Below are 16,438 nucleotides of genomic sequence, written 5' to 3'. Positions count from 1 at the left end.
ATGAAGACCACGTCCCAGCCCGCTCCACCCGCGGTGACGCGGCCCGCCGGCGCGACGTCCCCTTCCGGGGGCGCCCGCCCGGCGGGCCGCGGGCCGCTGAGCCCGCTCCGCCGGAAGATCGCCGACCAGGCCACCGCCTACGCGTTCCTGACCGGCGGTCTCCTCTGCTTCATCCTCTTCTCCTGGTACCCGGCCATCCGATCGGTGATCATCGCGTTCCAGAAGTACACGCCCGGCTCCGACCCGCAGTGGGTCGGCACCGCCAACTTCACCCGGGTCTTCCAGGACCCGGAGTTCACGGCGGCCTGGCGCAACACGCTCACCTTCACCGTGCTCGCGCTGGTCATCGGCTTCGCCATCCCGTTCGTCATGGCCCTCGTCCTCAACGAACTCCGCCACGCCAAGGCGTTCTTCCGGGTCGTCGTCTACCTGCCGGTGATGATCCCGCCGGTGGTCAGCGCCCTGCTGTGGAAGTGGTTCTACGATCCGGGCGCGGGCCTCGCCAACGAGGTGCTCGGCTTCCTCCACCTGCCCACGTCGAACTGGACCAACGGCGCCGACACCGCCCTCGTCTCCCTGGTCATCGTCGCCACCTGGGCCAACATGGGCGGCACCGTCCTCATCTACCTCGCCGCGCTCCAGGGCATCCCCGGCGAGCTGTACGAGGCGGCCGAACTGGACGGCGCATCGCTCTGGCAGCGCATCCGGCACGTCACCATCCCGCAGACCCGCTTCATCATCCTGATGCTGATGCTGCTCCAGGTCATCGCGACGATGCAGGTGTTCACCGAACCCTTCGTCATCACCGGCGGCGGGCCGGAGAACTCCACCGTCACCGTGCTCTACCTGATCTACAAGTACGCGTTCCTCTACAACGACTTCGGCGGCGCGTCCGCCCTCAGCGTGATGCTCCTGCTGGTGCTCACCGCCTTCTCCGCCCTTTATCTGCGACTCACCCGCACCGACTGAGAGGAGCGGCCGCCCACCATGACCCAGACAGCCCCGCCCCCGGTACAGCAGCCCGTCGCCGCCCTCGCCGGGCGGCCGGCGGACGCACCCGCCGAGCGCTCCGTACGCACCATCGTCTCCCCGCTCGCGCTCGCCGGACGGCGCGGCAAGGTCACGTACTGGTCGGTGTTCGCCCTCGTCGTCGTCCTCTTCGCCTTCGCGTTCCTCTTCCCCGTCTACTGGATGGTCACGGGCGCGATGAAACCGCCCGAGGAAGTGGTGCGCACCCCGCCCACCCTCGTACCCGAGCAGTGGCAGGTGACCGGCTACACCGACGCCTGGGACCTGATGCGGCTGCCGACCCACCTGTGGAACACGGTGGTCCAGGCGACCGGCGCCTGGGTGCTCCAGATCGTCTTCTGCACGGCCGCCGCCTACGCCCTGTCCAAGCTGAAGCCCGCCTTCGGCAAGGTGATCCTCGGCGGCATCCTCGCCACCCTGATGGTCCCGGTCCAGGCCCTCGTCGTACCGAAGTACCTGACCATCGCGGACATGCCGCTGATCCACGTCAACCTGCTGAACGACCCGCTGGCCATCTGGCTGCCGGCCGTCGCCAACGCCTTCAACCTCTATCTGCTCAAACGGTTCTTCGACCAGATCCCGCGTGACGTCCTGGAGGCCGCCGAGATCGACGGCGCGGGAAAGCTCCGTACGCTCTGGTCCATCGTGCTGCCCCTGTCCCGGCCGGTACTCGGCGTCGTCTCGATCTTCGCGCTCGTCGCCGTCTGGCAGGACTTCCTCTGGCCCCTGATGGTCTTCTCCGACACCGAGAAACAGCCGATCAGCGTCGCCCTGGTCCAGCTCTCCCAGAACGTGCCCCTGACCGTGCTGATCGGCGCCATGGTCATCGCGAGCATCCCGATGGTCCTGATGTTCCTGGTCTTCCAGCGGCACATCATCGCCGGGATCAGCGCGGGCAGCACCAAGGGCTGACCGGACCGGCAGCAGCACCAAGGGCCCAAGAACCCGCCGCCGCCCCCGGCCTTCCCGCCCCGCTCCGGGGCGGCGGCGTCAGAACCTCCAGCTCCTCCCTGTTGCGCGGACCGGCACACCCCGCCGGCGACCGCGCCCGTCCGAAAGGAACCCGCCTTATGGAAGGCAGCCAGCTTGCCGCCGACGACTGGTGGCGCTCGGCCGTCATTTACCAGGTCTACGTCCGCAGCTTCGCCGACGGCGACGGCGACGGCACCGGCGATCTGACGGGCGTGCGGTCCCGGCTGCCCTACCTGGCCGAACTCGGCGTCGACGCATTGTGGTTCACGCCGTGGTACCTCTCGCCGATGGCGGACGGCGGCTACGACGTCGCGGACTACCGGGTCATCGATCCCGCCTTCGGCACGCTCGCGGAGGCCGAGAAGCTCATCGCCGAGGCCCGGCAGGCGGGTATCCGGACCATCATCGACATCGTCCCGAACCACGTCTCCGACCAGCACGTCTGGTTCCGGGCGGCGCTCGCGGCGGGTCCCGGCAGCCCGGAGCGCGAGCTCTTCCACTTCCGGCCCGGCCGCGGTGAGGACGGCGAACTGCCGCCCAACGACTGGGAGAGCGAGTTCGGCGGAGTGCCGTGGACCCGGGTCGCGGACGGCGAGTGGTACCTCCACCTCTTCGCCACCGAACAGCCCGACCTCAACTGGGCTCACCCGGCCGTACGCCAGGAGCACGAGGACGTCCTGCGCTTCTGGTTCGAACGCGGTGTCGCCGGTGTCCGCATCGACTCCGCCGCCCTCGTCGCCAAGGACCCGGCGCTCCCGGATCTCGCCGGGCACCCGGGTCCGCACCCGTACGTCGACCGCGACGAGCTCCACGACATCTACCGCGGCTGGCGGGCCATCGCGGACGAGTTCGACGGCATCTTCGTCGGCGAGGTCTGGCTCCCGGACTCCGAACGCTTCGCCCGCTACCTCCGCCCCGACGAGCTGCACACCGCCTTCAACTTCAGCTTCCTCAGCTGCCCCTGGGACGGCGAGCGGCTGCGCCGGTCCATCGACGACACCCTCGCCGAACACGCGCCGGTCGGCGCTCCCGCCACCTGGGTCCTCTGCAACCACGACATCACCCGCACGGTCACCCGCTACGGCCGCGAGGACACCAGCTTCGCCTTCACCAGCAAGGCGTTCGGCGTCCCGAGCGACCCGGAGCTCGGCACCCGCCGCGCCCGCGCCGCCGCTCTCCTCTCGCTCGCCCTGCCCGGCTCCGTCTACCTCTACCAGGGCGAGGAGCTGGGCCTGCCGGAGGCCGACGTACCGCTGGACCGCATCCAGGACCCGATGTACTTCCGCTCCCAGGGCCGCGCTCCTGGCCGCGACGGCTGCCGCACCCCGCTGCCGTGGGCGGCGGACGAACCGTACGCGGGCTTCGGCTCGACGGTGGAACCCTGGCTTCCTCTTCCGGCGGACTGGTCCTCCCGCGCCGCCGACCTCCAGGCCACCGACCCCGGTTCCATGCTGGCCCTCTACCGCGAGGCCCTGCGGCAGCGGCGCTCGCTGCCGGAGCTCCACACCGGACAGCTGCGCTGGCTGAGCGAGGAGCGGGACGTCCTCGTCTTCGCCCGCGGCGCCACCCTGGTCTGCGTGGTCAACCTGGCCGACAGTCCAGCCGAACTCCCGGCGCACACCGGCGTGCTGCTCGCCAGCAACCCCTTGGACGAGGACGGCCGGCTGCCGAAGGACACGGCGGTGTGGCTGGCGGTCTGACGTCCGTACGTTGAATGGTCGGACCGTTCCGGAGTGAATGGTCCGACCTCCTACGCCGAAAAGGTCCGACCTCATACGGCAAAACGGTCCGACCTCATGTGGCGGAAGGGTCCGACCTCTCGTACGGCGAACCGCATCGGCCCCGGACCCGCAGCGGCGTCCGGGGCCAGGCCCTTCAAGCCGCCGCGACCGCGCCCCGTGCCACCGGATGCAGCGCCGCGTACTCCAGCGGCGCCGACGGGCCGGTCGACACATCCAGCGGAGCGGGTCGAGCCCCCGCCCGTACGAGCAGGTCGCCGACGGCCGCGATCATCGCGCCGTTGTCCGTGCACAGCTTCAACGGCGGCACCCGCCGCTGCTCGGCCAGCTCCCGTACCCGCGAATTGGCGGCCACTCCGCCGACCACCACCAGCGTCGACACCCCGTGATCGCGGCAGGCCGCCGCCGCCTTACGGGTCAGCACGTCGGCCACCGCCTCCTGGAGCGACGCGGCACCGTCGGCCGGCGGCAGCTCGCCGCCCTCCACCCGCCGCTGCTCGGCCCAGCGAGCGGCGGCGGTCTTCAGCCCGGAGAAGGAGAAGGCGTACGGTGCGGCGCGCGCGCCGGTCATCGGACGCGGGAACGCCACCGCACGCGGATCGCCCTCCCGCGCCGCCCGGTCGATCGCCGGACCGCCCGGATACGGCAGCCCGAACACCCGGGCCACCTTGTCGAAGCACTCACCGGCCGCGTCGTCCACGGTGTCCCCGAGATGCACGATCGGATCGCGGGCCAGGTCACGGACGAGGAGCAGCGAGGTGTGGCCGCCGGAGACGATGAGCACCACGCACGGATCGGGCAGCGGCCCGTGCTCCAAGGTGTCCGCGGCGACGTGCCCCGCCAGGTGATGGACCCCGTACAGCGGCACATCCAGCGCGTACGCCAGCCCCTTCGCGCCGGCCAGCCCCACCTGGAGCGCTCCGGAGAGCCCCGGCCCGGTGGTGACGGCGACCGCGCCGATGTCCGACATCCGCAGCCCGGCGCTGTCCAGGGCCTGCCGTACGACCGGGGCGAAGGAGTGCACATGGGCCCGCGCGGCGATCTCGGGCACGACACCGCCGAAGCGTGCGTGCTCGTCCATGCTCGACGCGAGCGCGTGCCCGAGCAGACGGCCGTCCCGGACCAGACCGGCTCCGGTCTCGTCGCACGACGACTCGATCCCGAGCACCACCGGAGAGCCCACGGCCGCCTCCTTGCCATCTCAGTAGTTGCAACGTATGTGCAACAAGGTAGCCGACGGGCCGTCGCGGCCGTGTACCGGATCATGCGGCCCGGTGCTCCAGCAGCGTCATCGCCAGGGCCACCTGAGCGGGCTCCAACGCGGTCTTCCCGTCCTCGACGTCCCAGAGCGCGTTCTGCAGCACCCGGCCGAGCGTCCAGCCGGTGGCCCGCGCCCGGTCCAGGCCGAGCGCCTCGGTGAGCAGGTCGAACCGGTACAGCACCGGGCCCGTCACCCCGCCCTCCACCACGCTCGCCCAGCGGATGTCCAGGGCGGGCCACAGCTCGAACCCCGGGTCGCCGGCCAGCGGTTCGGGATCGATGGCGAGCCACGGCTCGCGCTCGCCGGCCAGCACGTTGCCGTCGTGCAGATCCCAGTGGAGCAGCCGGTCGCCCGCCTCACCGGCCAGCTCGGCCACGGCCGCCGCACAGGTGCGTACGAGGTCCCGCTCCACCGGCTCGCGCAGCAGAGGCAGCGCGTCGGGCGTCTGCTCGACCATCGCGGCGGCGATGTCGGCGAGCCTCCGCATGCCCGGCGGCGCGGGCACCGCCGACAGGCGCGCCATGAGCCCGGCCAGCACCTCCATCACCGCGGTCCCGTCCTGCTCGGCCGACAGCGGACGCCCCGCGTCCAGCCGTTCCAGCAGCTGCGCGCCCGCCTCCTCGTCGATGGCGAGCAGCCGCACCACTCCGTCGCCGTCCCAGGCCCGGAGCCCCGCGGCGAGTCCGGCGGTCTCCTCACCCGGCGGCTGGAGCTTGAGGACGGCGGGCGTACCGTCCGCGCGGACCACCGGCAGCACCAGCCCGGCCATGCCATGACCGGCCGGTCCGTCCCGCCGGAGCTCCCAGCGGTCCAGGAGCTCCGCGGCCAGGCGAGGCAGCGCGGCCGGCCACGCACGGCTCCGGCCCTCGCCGTGTGTGCCGTACGACGCGATCAAGGCGTCGGGAACGTCGATAGGGGCGGGGCCCATGCGCGGCAACTCCTCGGGACGGCCTCGGGGCCGGGGAGGCATCGTCGAACGGTCACCCGCAGTCTGCCGCCGGAGCCGCGCCCCACGCGCACCGTTTTCCGCCCGGCCAAGACCTCACAAGCCCGAGCACCGCACCTCACCCCGGCTGAGTATCCGAACTCAGGTCCGAGCGCCACGCCGCCGCGACGATGATCACGACCGCACAGGTCGCCTCACCTCACCGACCAGGACCCCAGGAGAACCGTGCTCAGCAGCGTCGCAACCGCCGTCATCCCTTGCCTCGGCCGCCTCACGGTCACCTCCGACCACAGCGGCGCCCCGGCGCCCGGCTCCATCATCGTCGCCAACCACACCTCCCTCGCCGACCCCGGCGTCGTCCTCGCCGCGCTGCTGCGCCTCGACGTCGAACCGGTCGTCCTCGCCACCGCCGGCCTCTGGCGCGTCCCGGTCCTCGGCCGGCTCCTGGAGCGCGGCGGCCACGTCCCCGTACACCGCAACACCCACCGCGCGGCCGACGCCCTCGACACGGCGGCCGCCGCGCTCCGGGCCGGACGGCACGTCCTCATCTACGGGGAGGGCCGGATCCCGCTGCGCACGGACGCCGCCGAGGCGCCGCCGGAGAGCTTCCGCAGCGGCCTCGCCCGCCTGGCCCACGCGTCCGGCGCACCTGTCGTCCCGCTCGGGCAGGCCGGTGCGCGCCGGGTGACCTCCGGCTCGTGTGCCAAGCAGATCGCCGGGTTCCTCACCGCTCCGGCCCGCCGTCCCCGCCTCCACGTCCACCTGGGCGCGCCGCTGCACCTGCCGCCGGGCGTCGACGCCGCGACCGCCACCGCCCGCGAAGCCGTCACCGTCGCCTGGCGCACGGCCGCCCGGCACCTGGACGAACCGGCCGCAGCGCTCGCCGTACGGTGAAGCCCGCTGCGGCGGCCCGGAAGCGCCTGCCCGGGAGCACGCGCCCAGGAGCGGCCGCCCGGGTGGCGCCGCCGACCCCGACAGCGTAGGTATGGAGGGCATGTTGTTCCGGCGAGGAGACGGATCCCGATGACGGAGGCCGAGCGGACCACCCCTGTGCACGGCGTTCCCTGCTGGGTCAGTCTCATGACCCGGGATCTGCGCGCCGCACAGGACTTCTACACGGCCGTCCTCGGGTGGAGCTTCCGCTCCGGCACACTGGGCGCAGGGTTCACCGTCGCGCACGCCGACGGGCTGCCCGTCGCCGGGATCGGCCGGATCGGGCCCGGTCTGCCGACCGCCACCACCTGGACCCCGTACTTCGCCGTCGCCGACGTGGACGCCACCGCCGCCCGCGTACGAGAACGCGGCGGTACCATCGCCGTCGGACCGATCCGGCTCGGCCCCGGCAGAGGAGCTGTCGCCGCCGACCGGGAAGGCGCCGGGTTCGGTTTCTGGGAGGGCCGCACACCGCCGTGGTCCATCGGACGCGGCAGCGCGCCCGCCGCCCTCGAACTGCGCACGAGCCACGCTTTCGACGCCGCGATCTTCTACTCCGAGATCTTCGGCTGGGATCCGCACGACCCCGGCGGCTGCGAAGTCGGCTATGTGTACCAGCAGGACACCGTCGTCGTCCGGCAGGGCGGCCTCACCGTCGCCACTCTGCGCGGCGGCGGCGACGGTGCGTCTCCCGACCCCCGGCTGCGCCCCCGGTGGCACGTCCGCTTCCAGGTCGACGACCTGACGGCGGCCACCGAGGCCGCACGGCAGGCGGGAGGCGAGGTGGCACCGCCGACCGTCTCCCCGGACGACGGACCCGAATCGATGATCGCCGACCTGGAAGGCGCCCTCTTCACGGTCAGCTCCCTCCGGAAACCCGAACCCCGCGAATGACGGGCGCACGGGCGTATCAGCAGGTGCGGAAGACGTACCCCTTCTGTCCCGCCGGCCGGACGTCGAGGTCCCGCTGGACCACGGAGAGCTTCGAGCCCACCGCCGAGCAGGCCTTGCTGAAGTCGCGGGCCGTGTACTCGATGACGAAGACCTTGTTGCCGTACGCGGTGGCGTAGTCGGCGCACTCGTCGTAGCGGCCGCACTCCTCGGCGACCGCGAAGTCGAAGCCGATGCTCTTGCGCTGTCCCAGCAGGTCCGTGGTGTTCTTCTGGCCGATCGCCAGCCCCGCCGCATGCGCCCGGGTGGCCAGCAGCTTGGCGAACGCCGCGTTGTGCGCCCGCGTGAGCCGTCCTCCGGAGCGCTCGTACGAGTCCAGGTTGTCCGGCTCGACCGCCTGGAAGCCGGACTTCGCGCAGCCGTCGATCCAGCCGCCGACGATCTGCGCGAGCCGGGTCCGCCTGGCCGCCGTCGAGGTGTCCAGCAACGCCTCGCCCCACGCCTCGTCGTTGACGGGCTTGCCGCTGCCGTCGCGCAGCAGCAGGTCCGGGTTCTGCTTCTGCCACCAGTCCATCGCGTCCGGCTGGGTCTGGAAGGCGTTGACGTAACAGACGTTGTACAGACCGCGTACGGGCTTGGCGCCCCGGTCGCGCGAGAGGGCCTTGACGCCGGCGGGCGGGGTGTAGGCGCCGCCGATCTGGTAGTCGAAGGTGGCGTCGGCCGTCGGGAGGACGACCTTCGGCGCGGGCTTGGCCGCGAACGCGCTGGAGAGCAGGAAACCCGCGCCGGCTGTCACGGCGACCCCGCCGGCCAGGGCCGCGAGCGTGGAGCGGCGGCGGAGGAACGGGGTGGCGGCGTGCTGCGGCATGGGGGCTCCTGTGCGTGGTCTGCGTACCTGCCTCCGCATCATGAACGGCCGATCATGAGCGAATCGTGAGCGTCAGCCGTTGCGCTTTCGCCTCCGCCGCGACCGGGGAGGCGCGAGCCGCAGCACGAACACCGCACCGCCGCCCGGCCGCGCGTGCACGGTAAGGCCTCCTCGGTGGGCGCGCGCCACCCGGCCGACCAGCGAGAGGCCGATGCCCGTACCGCCGCCCGGCGAGCGGAACCGCTCCATCAGCTCCGGCAGCCGCCCGGACTCCACGCCCGCACCTCGGTCGGCGACCGAGACCTCCGGTCCGCGTACGGTCACGAGAACCTCGGCCCCGTCCGCCTCTCCGGGCGTCCGACCATGGCGTACGGCGTTGTCGAGCAGGTTGCGTACGGCCACCCGCACCAGCGCCGCGTCCGCCGCGACCACCGACTCCTCCAGCCGCAGCTCCAGCTGGTGCGCGCCCCCCGGCAGATCGGCGCACACCTCCTCCACGAGCTGGTCCAGCCGCAGCGGCTCGGACCGTACGGAGTCCACGGCGGCCTCCAACCGCCCGCGCGTCAGCAGGTTCTCCACCACATGGCCCATCCGGTCCGCCGCCCGCCGGATCCTCGGCAGATGGGCCTCCGGCTCGCCGGTCCCGCGCTCGGCCATCTCCACCGAACCGCGCATCACCGCCACCGGCGTCCGCAGCTCGTGCGCCGCGTCGGCGAGCAGCCGCTCCTGCTGCTCCAGCGCCTGCCACGCCGGCCGCATGGACCGCCCGGAGAGGAGGTGGCCGGTGAGCGCGGCCAGTGCACCGAGCGCGGCGCACCCGACGACGAGCGAGAGGACCAGACTGCGGTGCTCGGCCGACCCGTACGCCGGGTCCCCGACCGCGACGGCCGCGCCCGCCACCTCGTCGGTAGCGTCGTGCCAGAAGGGCACCGCCAGCAGCCGGACGGGACCGCCCGTACGGTCGCGAGCCTCCTGCCGCACGGTCTCCTCGGTACGCATCGCCGAACCCGCCGCCCGGGTGAGCGCCGAGCCCGGTACGTCGAACTGCTGGACGCTGCCCCGGAACACCACGGCCGGACCGCCACCGGGCCGCTCCTCCAGCACCACGATCTGAGGCGTGCCGGCGGTCGCCTCGTCGTCGGTCAGGCCGTCGAGGCGGATGCGGTCGTCCTGGTAGTAGACGAGCGAGGCCGCGACGGAGGCCCGGCGGCGCATCTCGTCGTACTCGGCGGCCTCCCGGGACCGGTCGTCGGTGCGGATCACCAGCCAGGACAGACAGCTCAGCCCGACGACGGTGATCAGCGTGTACGCGGCGGTCAGCCGCAGCTGGAGCCGCCGCAGCCGCCTGCGGGCCGGAGAGCCGCGCCGCGCGGAGCCGGAGCCTCTCGTGCGGCTCACGCCGGGCCCATCAGGAAGCCCTGGCCGCGCACGGTCCGTACGAGGGACGGGCTGCCGAGCTTGCGCCGCACACCGGCGATGACCGCGTCCACCACGTTGGAGACCGGGTCGGCCATCTCGTCCCAGCAGTGCTCCAGCAGCGCCGTCCGCGTGACGACGCCGGCCTGGTGCACCAGGAGCTGCTGGAGCACGGCGTACTACTTCGGGCTCAGCGAGAGCAGCACACCGCCGCGCCGCACCTCACGCCGCGCCAGGTCCATCACCACATCGGCGCAGCTCAGGAAGGCGGGCAGCCGCTCGCCCGCACGCCGGGTCAGGCTGCGCACCCGCAGGACCAGCTCACGCATCGCGAACGGCTTGGCCAGGTAGTCGTCCGCCCCGCTCTCCAGTCCGCGCACCCGGTCGTCCAGCGTGTCCAGAGCGGTGAGGCAGAGCACGGGCACCGACCAGCCGGCCCGGCGCCTGCTCTCCAGCCGTACGAGGGAGTCGCCGGAGGGCAGCAGCCGGTCCAGGACCACACAGTCGTACGCGGTGACGTACAGCATCACGTCCGCCTCCGGCCAGTCGTCCACACCGTCGACGGCGAACCCCGCCTCGCGCAGCCCCGCCGCGATCACGGCCCGCAGGTCGTCGTCGTCCTCCACCAGCAGCACGCGCAAGGAGACGCCTCCGGGTCTCTCGGGATGGCCCCCGGGCGCTTCCTTTACGGATCGAAGGAGCCTGGCCCGGGGGAGGGAACCGTCATCCTAAGCGGCACCGTCGAGCGCATCGGCGGCCTCCGCAACGACCGCCTCGGCCACGGTGGCGAGCGCCGGTGAGTCGAGCTTCCACTGCTGCCAGTACAGCGGGACGTCGATGTGCCGGTCCGGGGCGAGGACGACCAGGCGGCCGCTGTCCAGCAGCGGACGGGCATGGACCTCGGGCAGCATGCCCCAGCCCATGCCGGCGGCCACGGCGTCCACGAACCCCTCCGACGTCGGCACGAAGTGGCGCCGCGCATCCGCCCGCCGACCGCACCCGAGCGCACGCACGAAGGAGTCCTGGATGTCGTCGCGCCGGTCGAAGTCCACCACCGGCGCGTCCGCGATCAGCTCGCGCAGCGGCGTCGCCGTACCGAGGCCGAGCCACCGTCCGGCGAAGGCCGCCGTCGCCACCGGCAGATAGCGCATCCGGCCCAGACTCCGCACCGAACAGCCGGACACGGCCTCGGGCGAGGAGGTCACCGCCGCCATCACCAGACCCTCGCGGAGCAGCGCGGCCGTATGGTCCTGATCCTCCCGGCGCAGCTCGTAACAGACGCCCAGCTCCTCCGGTACGCGCCCGAGGGCCGGCAGGAACCAGGTCGCCAGGGAGTCGGAGTTCACCGCGATCGTCAGCCGAGTCGGCTCACCGGGCCCGGACATCCCGAGCGCCGCCTGCGCGTCCTGCTCCAGCCGGGCCAGCCGGCGGGCGAAGCGGACCACGATCTCACCGGACTCGGTGGGCCGCACCGGCTTCGTCCGCATCAGCAGCACCCGGCCGGTGCGCTGCTCCAGGGCCTTCACGCGCTGGCTGACCGCCGACGGCGTCACGTGCAGGGCGTTGGCCGCCGCGTCGAAGGTGCCTTCGTCGACGACGGCCAGCAGGGTCCGCGCCTGATCGAGCGGAAGTTCGGACATCACAAAAGCTAATGATACGTAAGAATCATTAGCTGTACATGCATGTACGACGTCCCTAGCGTCTGAGGCATGACCAACGCTCTGACCACCGCGGCCGCCGGGTTCGGTACCGGCCTCTCCCTCATCGTCGCCATCGGCGCCCAGAACGCCCTGGTCCTGCGCCAAGGCGTCCGCCGGGAGGCCGTCCTCGCCGTGGTCGCCATCTGCGCCCTGTCCGACGCGGTCCTCATCACGCTCGGAGTCGCCGGCGTCGGTGCCGTCGTCGTGGCCTGGCCGTCGGCTCTGACCGTGGTTTCTCTGCTGGGCGGCGTCTTCCTGATCGGTTACGGCCTCCTCGCCGCGCGCCGGGCCTTCCGCCCGTCGGCCCTCCTCGTACAGGACGCGCCGTCAGGAGCGAGGCGGGGTGCGGTGCTCGCCTGCCTCGCGATGACCTGGCTCAATCCGCACGTCTACCTCGACACGGTCTTCCTCCTCGGCTCGGTCGCCGCCGACCAGGGCCCGCTGCGCTGGACCTTCGGACTCGGCGCCGTCCTCGCCAGCGTCTGCTGGTTCGCCGCCCTCGGCTTCGGTGCCCGGCTGCTCAGCGGAGTGCTCGCCCGTCCGTCGTCGTGGCGCGTGCTGGACGGACTGGTCGCCGCGATGATGATCGGCCTCGGCGCCCGGCTGGTCCTGACCGCCTGACCGCCTGACCGCCTGAGCGCCCGACCGCCTGAGGGACTCAGTACGCGGGGATCAGCCGGGCGAGGTGGGTGGTGCGCTGAGGGCTGAGGTCGAGCGCGGTGAGGATGGAGGGGGCGGCGATGCTGGGCAGGATGTGCCGCTGGAGCGTGATGTAACGCTGTTCCAGATCGCGGTAGTTGGTGAGCGTCTGGGAGACCGCCTGGATGCCGGTGAAGGCCGCGACATAGACATCGGCGGTCTCCGTGGGGTTGACGTGCGGCAGGAGTTCGCCGTTCTGTTTGGCTTGGGCGAGGAGGTCGTGGGTGGTCTGGTGCCAGCGGAGGAACGGGCCGGTGCGATCCAGGCCTTGGGCCTGCTGGTCCATGGAGAGACGGACTCCGGCGCGGGTGAGGAGGCTGGTGTGGAGGCGATGGCTGAACAGCATCCCCATGTCCACCAGTTCCTGGAGCTTGAGGAGTTGGTCGGGAGCGGGCGGCGGGGGCTCCTGCGCCTCGATCACACCGAGCGCGAGCTCCTCCTTGGACGGGAAATGAAAGTAGAGCGCGCCTTTCGTGACCCCGGCGATCTTGAGTATTTCGGTAATGGTGGCCGCTTGGTAGCCGTACTTCTCGAAAATCTCGGCCGCTGCCATCAGGATTGCCTGGCGGGTACGGATCGCCCGGTCCTGCTTGGCCATCCCTGTCTCCTTCGTCGGGCTGTGCCGGTCGTGCGGCCGGACTGGCGGGGCGTCAGGCGGGCTGTGGGCATAGAAAAAAAACCGCTTAGTCTGTATCTTATCAGCGTGTGTGCACCGCAGGAACGGCTCGCCCAACACATGACCCCTGGGGGGAGTTATGCCCGAAGCAGCAGTGTTGACCGGTCCTGTAGCGGCGTCGGCCGTGGGCTCGGAGGTCCGCGTGGTGCATCCGGTGGGAATGGAACTGGTTCACAGGAGCAGGGCCGAGGACGCCTTTCCACGCAACTGGCAGCGGCTGGGGCCGGATCGGTTCCATGTGGAGGCGGTGCTCCCGCACGACCATCCGTTCTTCGCCCCGGTGGGCGCCGACCGTCATGACCCGCTGCTGGTGACGGAGGCGATGCGGCAGGCGGCGATGCTGGCCTTCCACGCCGGCTACGGAGTTCCCGTCGGCCACCACTTCCTGATGGCGGATCTGGACTACGCGACCCGCCCCGAACACCTGGTCGTGGGCGGCCTGCCCACCATCATCGACGTGGAGGTGACCTGCTCCGAGCTCAAGTGGCGCGGCGGGACGCCGGTGCAGGGCCGGGTGGACTGGGTGGTGCGCCGCGCGGGCCAGTTGGTCGCGACGGGCATGGGCGCGACGAGGTTCACCAGCCCGCGGGTCTACCGGCGGATGCGTGGCGGAGCGGCGGAGCCGGGCGTGGCGATACCGCGCACCGTGCCGGTCGACGCCGCCCGGGCGGGCCGTGACCGGGCCGAGGACGTGGTGCTCTCGGAGGGCTCCCGCGACGGGCTGTGGGAGCTGCGCGTGGACACCCGTCATCCGACGCTCTTCCAGCGGCCCAACGACCATGTGCCGGGCATGCTGTTGCTGGAGGCGGCCCGGCAGGCGGCGTGCCTGGCCGCCGGGGACGGCAGGTTCGTTCCGGCCGAGGGGCGCACGCACTTCCACCGGTACGCGGAGTTCTCCAGCCCGTGCTCGATCGGCGCGGAGGTCCTGCGGAGCGTGTCGCCGGGCGAGGCGAGGATCCGGGTGACGGGCCGCCAGGACGGCGAGCCGGTCTTCGACACGGTGCTGTCGGGCCCGGTCGGCGCGCGCTGAAGTCGCTTGTGCGGACGCGGTGTTGCGGTTGGACGGCAAGTTCATGACGGTGTGTGAGGAGTACGTGGCGTGATTCTGGTGACAGGTGCGACCGGGACGGTGGGCGGCGAGGTCGCCCGACTGCTGGCGGCCGACGGTCCGGTACGGATCCTGGCGAGGCGGCCGGAGCGCGTGACGGTGCGGGGGCCCGAAGTCGAGGTCGTGGCAGGGGAGTACGGGGACCGTGACTCGCTCGACCGGGCGCTGCGCGGGATCGACTCGGTGTTCCTCGTGACGAACAGCCCCACGGAGCCCGATGACGAGAGGGTCGCCGCTGCGGCCGCGGCGGCAGGCGTCCGCCACCTCGTGAAGCTGTCGATGATGGCGGTGGAGGAGCCGGACGCGGACGACTTCATCACCCGGCTCCAGCGCGGCAACGAACAGGTCATCAGGGAGTCCGGAGTGCCCTGGACGTTCATCCGGCCCAGGACCTTCATGTCCAACACGCTCTCCTGGACCAAGGGCATCGCGTCGGACGGTGTGGTGCGCGCCCTCTACGGACGCTCGCCGGTCGCGTGCGTGGACCCACGGGACATCGCGGCGGTCGCCGTCGCCGCTCTCACCGGCCACGGCCACGAGGGACAGGCGTACGCGGTGTCGGGCCCGGAGGCGATCACCGCGTACGAGCAGACGGCTCAGCTCTCCGACGTGCTCGGCCGGCCGCTGCACTTCGAGGAACTCACCCTGGACCAGGCGCGCGAGGCGCTGCTCGCGCGGTATCCGCAGCCGGTGGCCGAGGCGTTCATGGAGAGCGCGGAGCGCCAGCGGGCCGGAGCCAAGGCGGCCGTGCTGCCCACCGTCGAGAAGCTGACAGGCCGCCCCGCCAGGACGTTCCGTACCTGGGCCGCAGACCACGCGGACTCTTTCGGCGTGGTCGGCCACGCCGAGTAGCGCCGACAGCGAGGTCGCGGAACCCGGTCCGCGCATACGTTCCCCTGGAAATCAAACCGGTAAGTTGGTTTCATATTCCCCATGACGCTGCTTCACCGCTCCGGCGGAGAGCCTCCGGCCTCCGTGGCCTACGGCCCACGGCCCCTTCCCGTCCGCATCTCTCTCCGGCGGAGGCCCCGGTGACCAAGCAGCTGCGTGCCGCGCGCACCCGCCGGGCCCTCATCCGCTCGGCGGCGATCGTGTTCGAGCAGCACGGTTACGGGCAGGCGCGGCTGGCGCTGATCAGCTCCGGCGCCGGCGTCAGCACGGGCGCCCTCCACTTCCACTTCGAGAACAAGGCCGCGGTCGCGCACGCCGTGGTGGCGGAGGCGTCGCACCACCTGCTGGAGGTGTCCGGCACCATCCGCCGCAGAACGGGCACGGCGCTGCAGACCCTGATCGACACCTCGCACGCCTTGGTGGACCTGCTCGGCGGCGACCCGGTGACCCGTGCCGGATTCCGGCTCAGCTACGACGGTGAGCGGGGCGGCGAACCGGGCCTGCCTGCCCAATGGCAGCGCTGCGTAGGCGAGTTGCTGGACGAGGCGGCCGCCGCCGGCACCCTCGCGGACGGCGTCTCCCGTACGGACGTCACCGCCGCGACGGTGGCCGCGACCACCGGGTTTGAGGTGCTCGGACGCTGCGAGTCCCAGTGGCTCTCCGCACGGACGCTCACCGGCTTCTGGCACCTGCTGCTGCCTTGCCTCGCCGCCCCGGAGACCCTGCCGCTGCTCGACCCGTCGGGCACCACCGCGGCGACGGAGGCCCTCACCGCGCGCCGGGCCGGACGCGAGGCGGCCGCCGCCGCGGCAGGGGCGACGGCCGCGCCGATCTGACCGCGCGGCTCAGCCCGCGCCCATCGAGCGGTACATGCCGATCGAGTCGTGTGCGGCGGTGTCGATGAAGCCGAACTTCTCGTACAGGAAGCGCGCGGGCCCGTCCGCGATCAGTGAGACGTACGCGGTGGCGGGCGCCCGGCGTTCCAGCTCCTCGGTGAGCGCGGCCATGATGCGCCTGCCGAGGCCCCGGCCTTGGTGCGCGGGGTGCACGCAGATGTCGACCACCTGGAACGCGGTGCCGCCGTCGCCGATGATCCGCCCCATGCCGATCGGTTCGCCCTCGTGGTGGAGGACCACGCCGTGCCACGTGTTGGGCAGAGCGATCGCGACCGCCTCGGGCGCCTTGTCGGAGAGCCCGGCGTCGGTGCGCAGACGGCGGAACAGCTCGACGGACGGTATGCCCACCTGGAGCTCGTAAGGGTCAGCAGTGTGTTCCATGCATTACACGATAAGGCAGCGGCCGGGCCTGC

At 72.1% G+C, this 16,438-nt stretch carries 15 protein-coding genes and 2 pseudogenes; 9 read left to right on the top strand and 8 right to left on the bottom strand.

Annotation, left to right across the window (positions count from 1 at the left end; translation table 11 throughout):
- From ABZ267_RS08330 to ABZ267_RS08320, 3 genes are all read left to right on the top strand, one after another.
- Window positions 1-969: a sugar ABC transporter permease gene (locus ABZ267_RS08330; protein WP_356750636.1), complete on the top strand. Its 969-nt coding sequence runs from the start codon at window positions 1-3 to the stop codon at window positions 967-969.
- Window positions 970-987: 18 nt separating this feature from the next.
- Complete coding sequence (locus ABZ267_RS08325; protein WP_202547390.1) at window positions 988-1,941, top strand: carbohydrate ABC transporter permease; 954 nt, start codon at window positions 988-990, stop codon at window positions 1,939-1,941.
- 158 nt (window positions 1,942-2,099) lie between these two features.
- On the top strand, window positions 2,100-3,701 hold the full coding sequence (locus ABZ267_RS08320; RefSeq protein WP_356750634.1) for a glycoside hydrolase family 13 protein: 1,602 nt from the start codon (window positions 2,100-2,102) through the stop codon (window positions 3,699-3,701).
- Between the two features lie 175 nt (window positions 3,702-3,876).
- Here ABZ267_RS08320 and tsaD read toward each other — a convergent pair whose 3' ends face one another.
- Together tsaD and ABZ267_RS08310 are read right to left on the bottom strand one after the other, a co-directional pair.
- Window positions 3,877-4,923 carry a tRNA (adenosine(37)-N6)-threonylcarbamoyltransferase complex transferase subunit TsaD gene (tsaD, locus tag ABZ267_RS08315; protein WP_356750632.1) on the bottom strand — a complete coding sequence of 349 codons (1,047 nt, stop codon included), beginning with the start codon at window positions 4,921-4,923 and terminating at the stop codon, window positions 3,877-3,879.
- A gap of 79 nt (window positions 4,924-5,002) precedes the next feature.
- Window positions 5,003-5,929: an aminoglycoside phosphotransferase family protein gene (locus ABZ267_RS08310; protein WP_356750630.1), complete on the bottom strand. Its 927-nt coding sequence runs from the start codon at window positions 5,927-5,929 to the stop codon at window positions 5,003-5,005.
- A gap of 243 nt (window positions 5,930-6,172) precedes the next feature.
- Here ABZ267_RS08310 and ABZ267_RS08305 point away from each other — a divergent pair, with 243 nt between their 5' ends.
- Both ABZ267_RS08305 and ABZ267_RS08300 read left to right on the top strand, forming a co-directional pair.
- Entirely contained in the window at window positions 6,173-6,841 is a 669-nt protein-coding gene (locus ABZ267_RS08305) for a lysophospholipid acyltransferase family protein (RefSeq protein WP_356750629.1), read from the top strand.
- Window positions 6,842-6,970: 129 nt separating this feature from the next.
- Window positions 6,971-7,774 (top strand): VOC family protein, encoded by an 804-nt coding sequence (locus ABZ267_RS08300; RefSeq protein WP_356750627.1) that lies wholly within the window; start codon window positions 6,971-6,973, stop codon window positions 7,772-7,774.
- A gap of 16 nt (window positions 7,775-7,790) precedes the next feature.
- Here ABZ267_RS08300 and ABZ267_RS08295 read toward each other — a convergent pair whose 3' ends face one another.
- The 4 genes and pseudogenes from ABZ267_RS08295 to ABZ267_RS08280 all read right to left on the bottom strand — a co-directional run bounded on the left by ABZ267_RS08295 (window position 7,791) and on the right by ABZ267_RS08280 (window position 11,698).
- Window positions 7,791-8,639, bottom strand: a complete 849-nt coding sequence (locus tag ABZ267_RS08295; protein ID WP_356750625.1) for an endo alpha-1,4 polygalactosaminidase — start codon at window positions 8,637-8,639, stop codon at window positions 7,791-7,793.
- A 75-nt stretch (window positions 8,640-8,714) separates the two neighbouring features.
- A pseudogene (locus ABZ267_RS08290) lies at window positions 8,715-10,037 on the bottom strand (HAMP domain-containing sensor histidine kinase); the annotation flags it as partial.
- A pseudogene (locus tag ABZ267_RS08285) lies at window positions 10,034-10,696 on the bottom strand (response regulator transcription factor). The pseudogenes ABZ267_RS08290 and ABZ267_RS08285, both read right to left, overlap by 4 nt.
- An 87-nt stretch (window positions 10,697-10,783) precedes the next feature.
- Window positions 10,784-11,698, bottom strand: coding sequence for a LysR family transcriptional regulator ArgP (locus ABZ267_RS08280; protein ID WP_356750624.1), 915 nt, complete (start codon window positions 11,696-11,698; stop codon window positions 10,784-10,786).
- Between the two features lie 66 nt (window positions 11,699-11,764).
- Between ABZ267_RS08280 and ABZ267_RS08275 the strand changes: the two genes are divergently transcribed.
- Window positions 11,765-12,376: a LysE/ArgO family amino acid transporter gene (locus ABZ267_RS08275; protein WP_356750622.1), complete on the top strand. Its 612-nt coding sequence runs from the start codon at window positions 11,765-11,767 to the stop codon at window positions 12,374-12,376.
- 37 nt (window positions 12,377-12,413) lie between these two features.
- On the opposite strand, the gene ABZ267_RS08270 is transcribed toward ABZ267_RS08275, so the two are convergent.
- Window positions 12,414-13,052: a ScbR family autoregulator-binding transcription factor gene (locus ABZ267_RS08270; protein WP_356750619.1), complete on the bottom strand. Its 639-nt coding sequence runs from the start codon at window positions 13,050-13,052 to the stop codon at window positions 12,414-12,416.
- 238 nt (window positions 13,053-13,290) lie between these two features.
- Here ABZ267_RS08270 and ABZ267_RS08265 point away from each other — a divergent pair, with 238 nt between their 5' ends.
- The 3 genes from ABZ267_RS08265 (at window position 13,291) to ABZ267_RS08255 (ending at window position 15,965) form a co-directional block, all read left to right on the top strand.
- Entirely contained in the window at window positions 13,291-14,160 is an 870-nt protein-coding gene (locus ABZ267_RS08265; RefSeq protein WP_356750617.1) for a ScbA/BarX family gamma-butyrolactone biosynthesis protein, read from the top strand.
- Window positions 14,161-14,229: 69 nt separating this feature from the next.
- Window positions 14,230-15,090 (top strand): SDR family oxidoreductase, encoded by an 861-nt coding sequence (locus tag ABZ267_RS08260; protein WP_356750615.1) that lies wholly within the window; start codon window positions 14,230-14,232, stop codon window positions 15,088-15,090.
- A gap of 179 nt (window positions 15,091-15,269) precedes the next feature.
- Window positions 15,270-15,965 carry a ScbR family autoregulator-binding transcription factor gene (locus ABZ267_RS08255; RefSeq protein ID WP_356750613.1) on the top strand — a complete coding sequence of 232 codons (696 nt, stop codon included), beginning with the start codon at window positions 15,270-15,272 and terminating at the stop codon, window positions 15,963-15,965.
- 9 nt (window positions 15,966-15,974) lie between these two features.
- Here ABZ267_RS08255 and ABZ267_RS08250 read toward each other — a convergent pair whose 3' ends face one another.
- Window positions 15,975-16,406, bottom strand: a complete 432-nt coding sequence (locus tag ABZ267_RS08250) for a GNAT family N-acetyltransferase (protein WP_356750611.1) — start codon at window positions 16,404-16,406, stop codon at window positions 15,975-15,977.
- Window positions 16,407-16,438 lie beyond the last annotated feature (32 nt).

The sequence above is a fragment of the Streptomyces sp. NPDC006174 genome (assembly GCF_040614075.1).
Classification (GTDB): Bacteria; Actinomycetota; Actinomycetes; order Streptomycetales; family Streptomycetaceae; genus Streptomyces.
The sequence above is the reverse complement of the archived record's forward strand: the minus strand, read 5'-3'. Positions and strand labels throughout refer to the sequence as shown.

Bases quoted from the DNA above. Each gene is read 5' to 3' on its own strand.
- ABZ267_RS08330 (WP_356750636.1), top strand. From the start codon at position 1: ATGAAGACCACGTCCCAGCCCGCTCCACCCGCGGTGACGCGGCCCGCC.
- ABZ267_RS08325 (WP_202547390.1), top strand. From the start codon at position 988: ATGACCCAGACAGCCCCGCCCCCGGTACAGCAGCCCGTCGCCGCCCTC.
- ABZ267_RS08320 (WP_356750634.1), top strand. From the start codon at position 2,100: ATGGAAGGCAGCCAGCTTGCCGCCGACGACTGGTGGCGCTCGGCCGTC.
- ABZ267_RS08310 (WP_356750630.1), bottom strand. From the start codon at position 5,929: ATGGGCCCCGCCCCTATCGACGTTCCCGACGCCTTGATCGCGTCGTAC.
- ABZ267_RS08300 (WP_356750627.1), top strand. From the start codon at position 6,971: ATGACGGAGGCCGAGCGGACCACCCCTGTGCACGGCGTTCCCTGCTGG.
- ABZ267_RS08295 (WP_356750625.1), bottom strand. From the start codon at position 8,639: ATGCCGCAGCACGCCGCCACCCCGTTCCTCCGCCGCCGCTCCACGCTC.
- ABZ267_RS08275 (WP_356750622.1), top strand. From the start codon at position 11,765: ATGACCAACGCTCTGACCACCGCGGCCGCCGGGTTCGGTACCGGCCTC.
- ABZ267_RS08270 (WP_356750619.1), bottom strand. From the start codon at position 13,052: ATGGCCAAGCAGGACCGGGCGATCCGTACCCGCCAGGCAATCCTGATG.
- ABZ267_RS08265 (WP_356750617.1), top strand. From the start codon at position 13,291: ATGGAACTGGTTCACAGGAGCAGGGCCGAGGACGCCTTTCCACGCAAC.
- ABZ267_RS08250 (WP_356750611.1), bottom strand. From the start codon at position 16,406: ATGGAACACACTGCTGACCCTTACGAGCTCCAGGTGGGCATACCGTCC.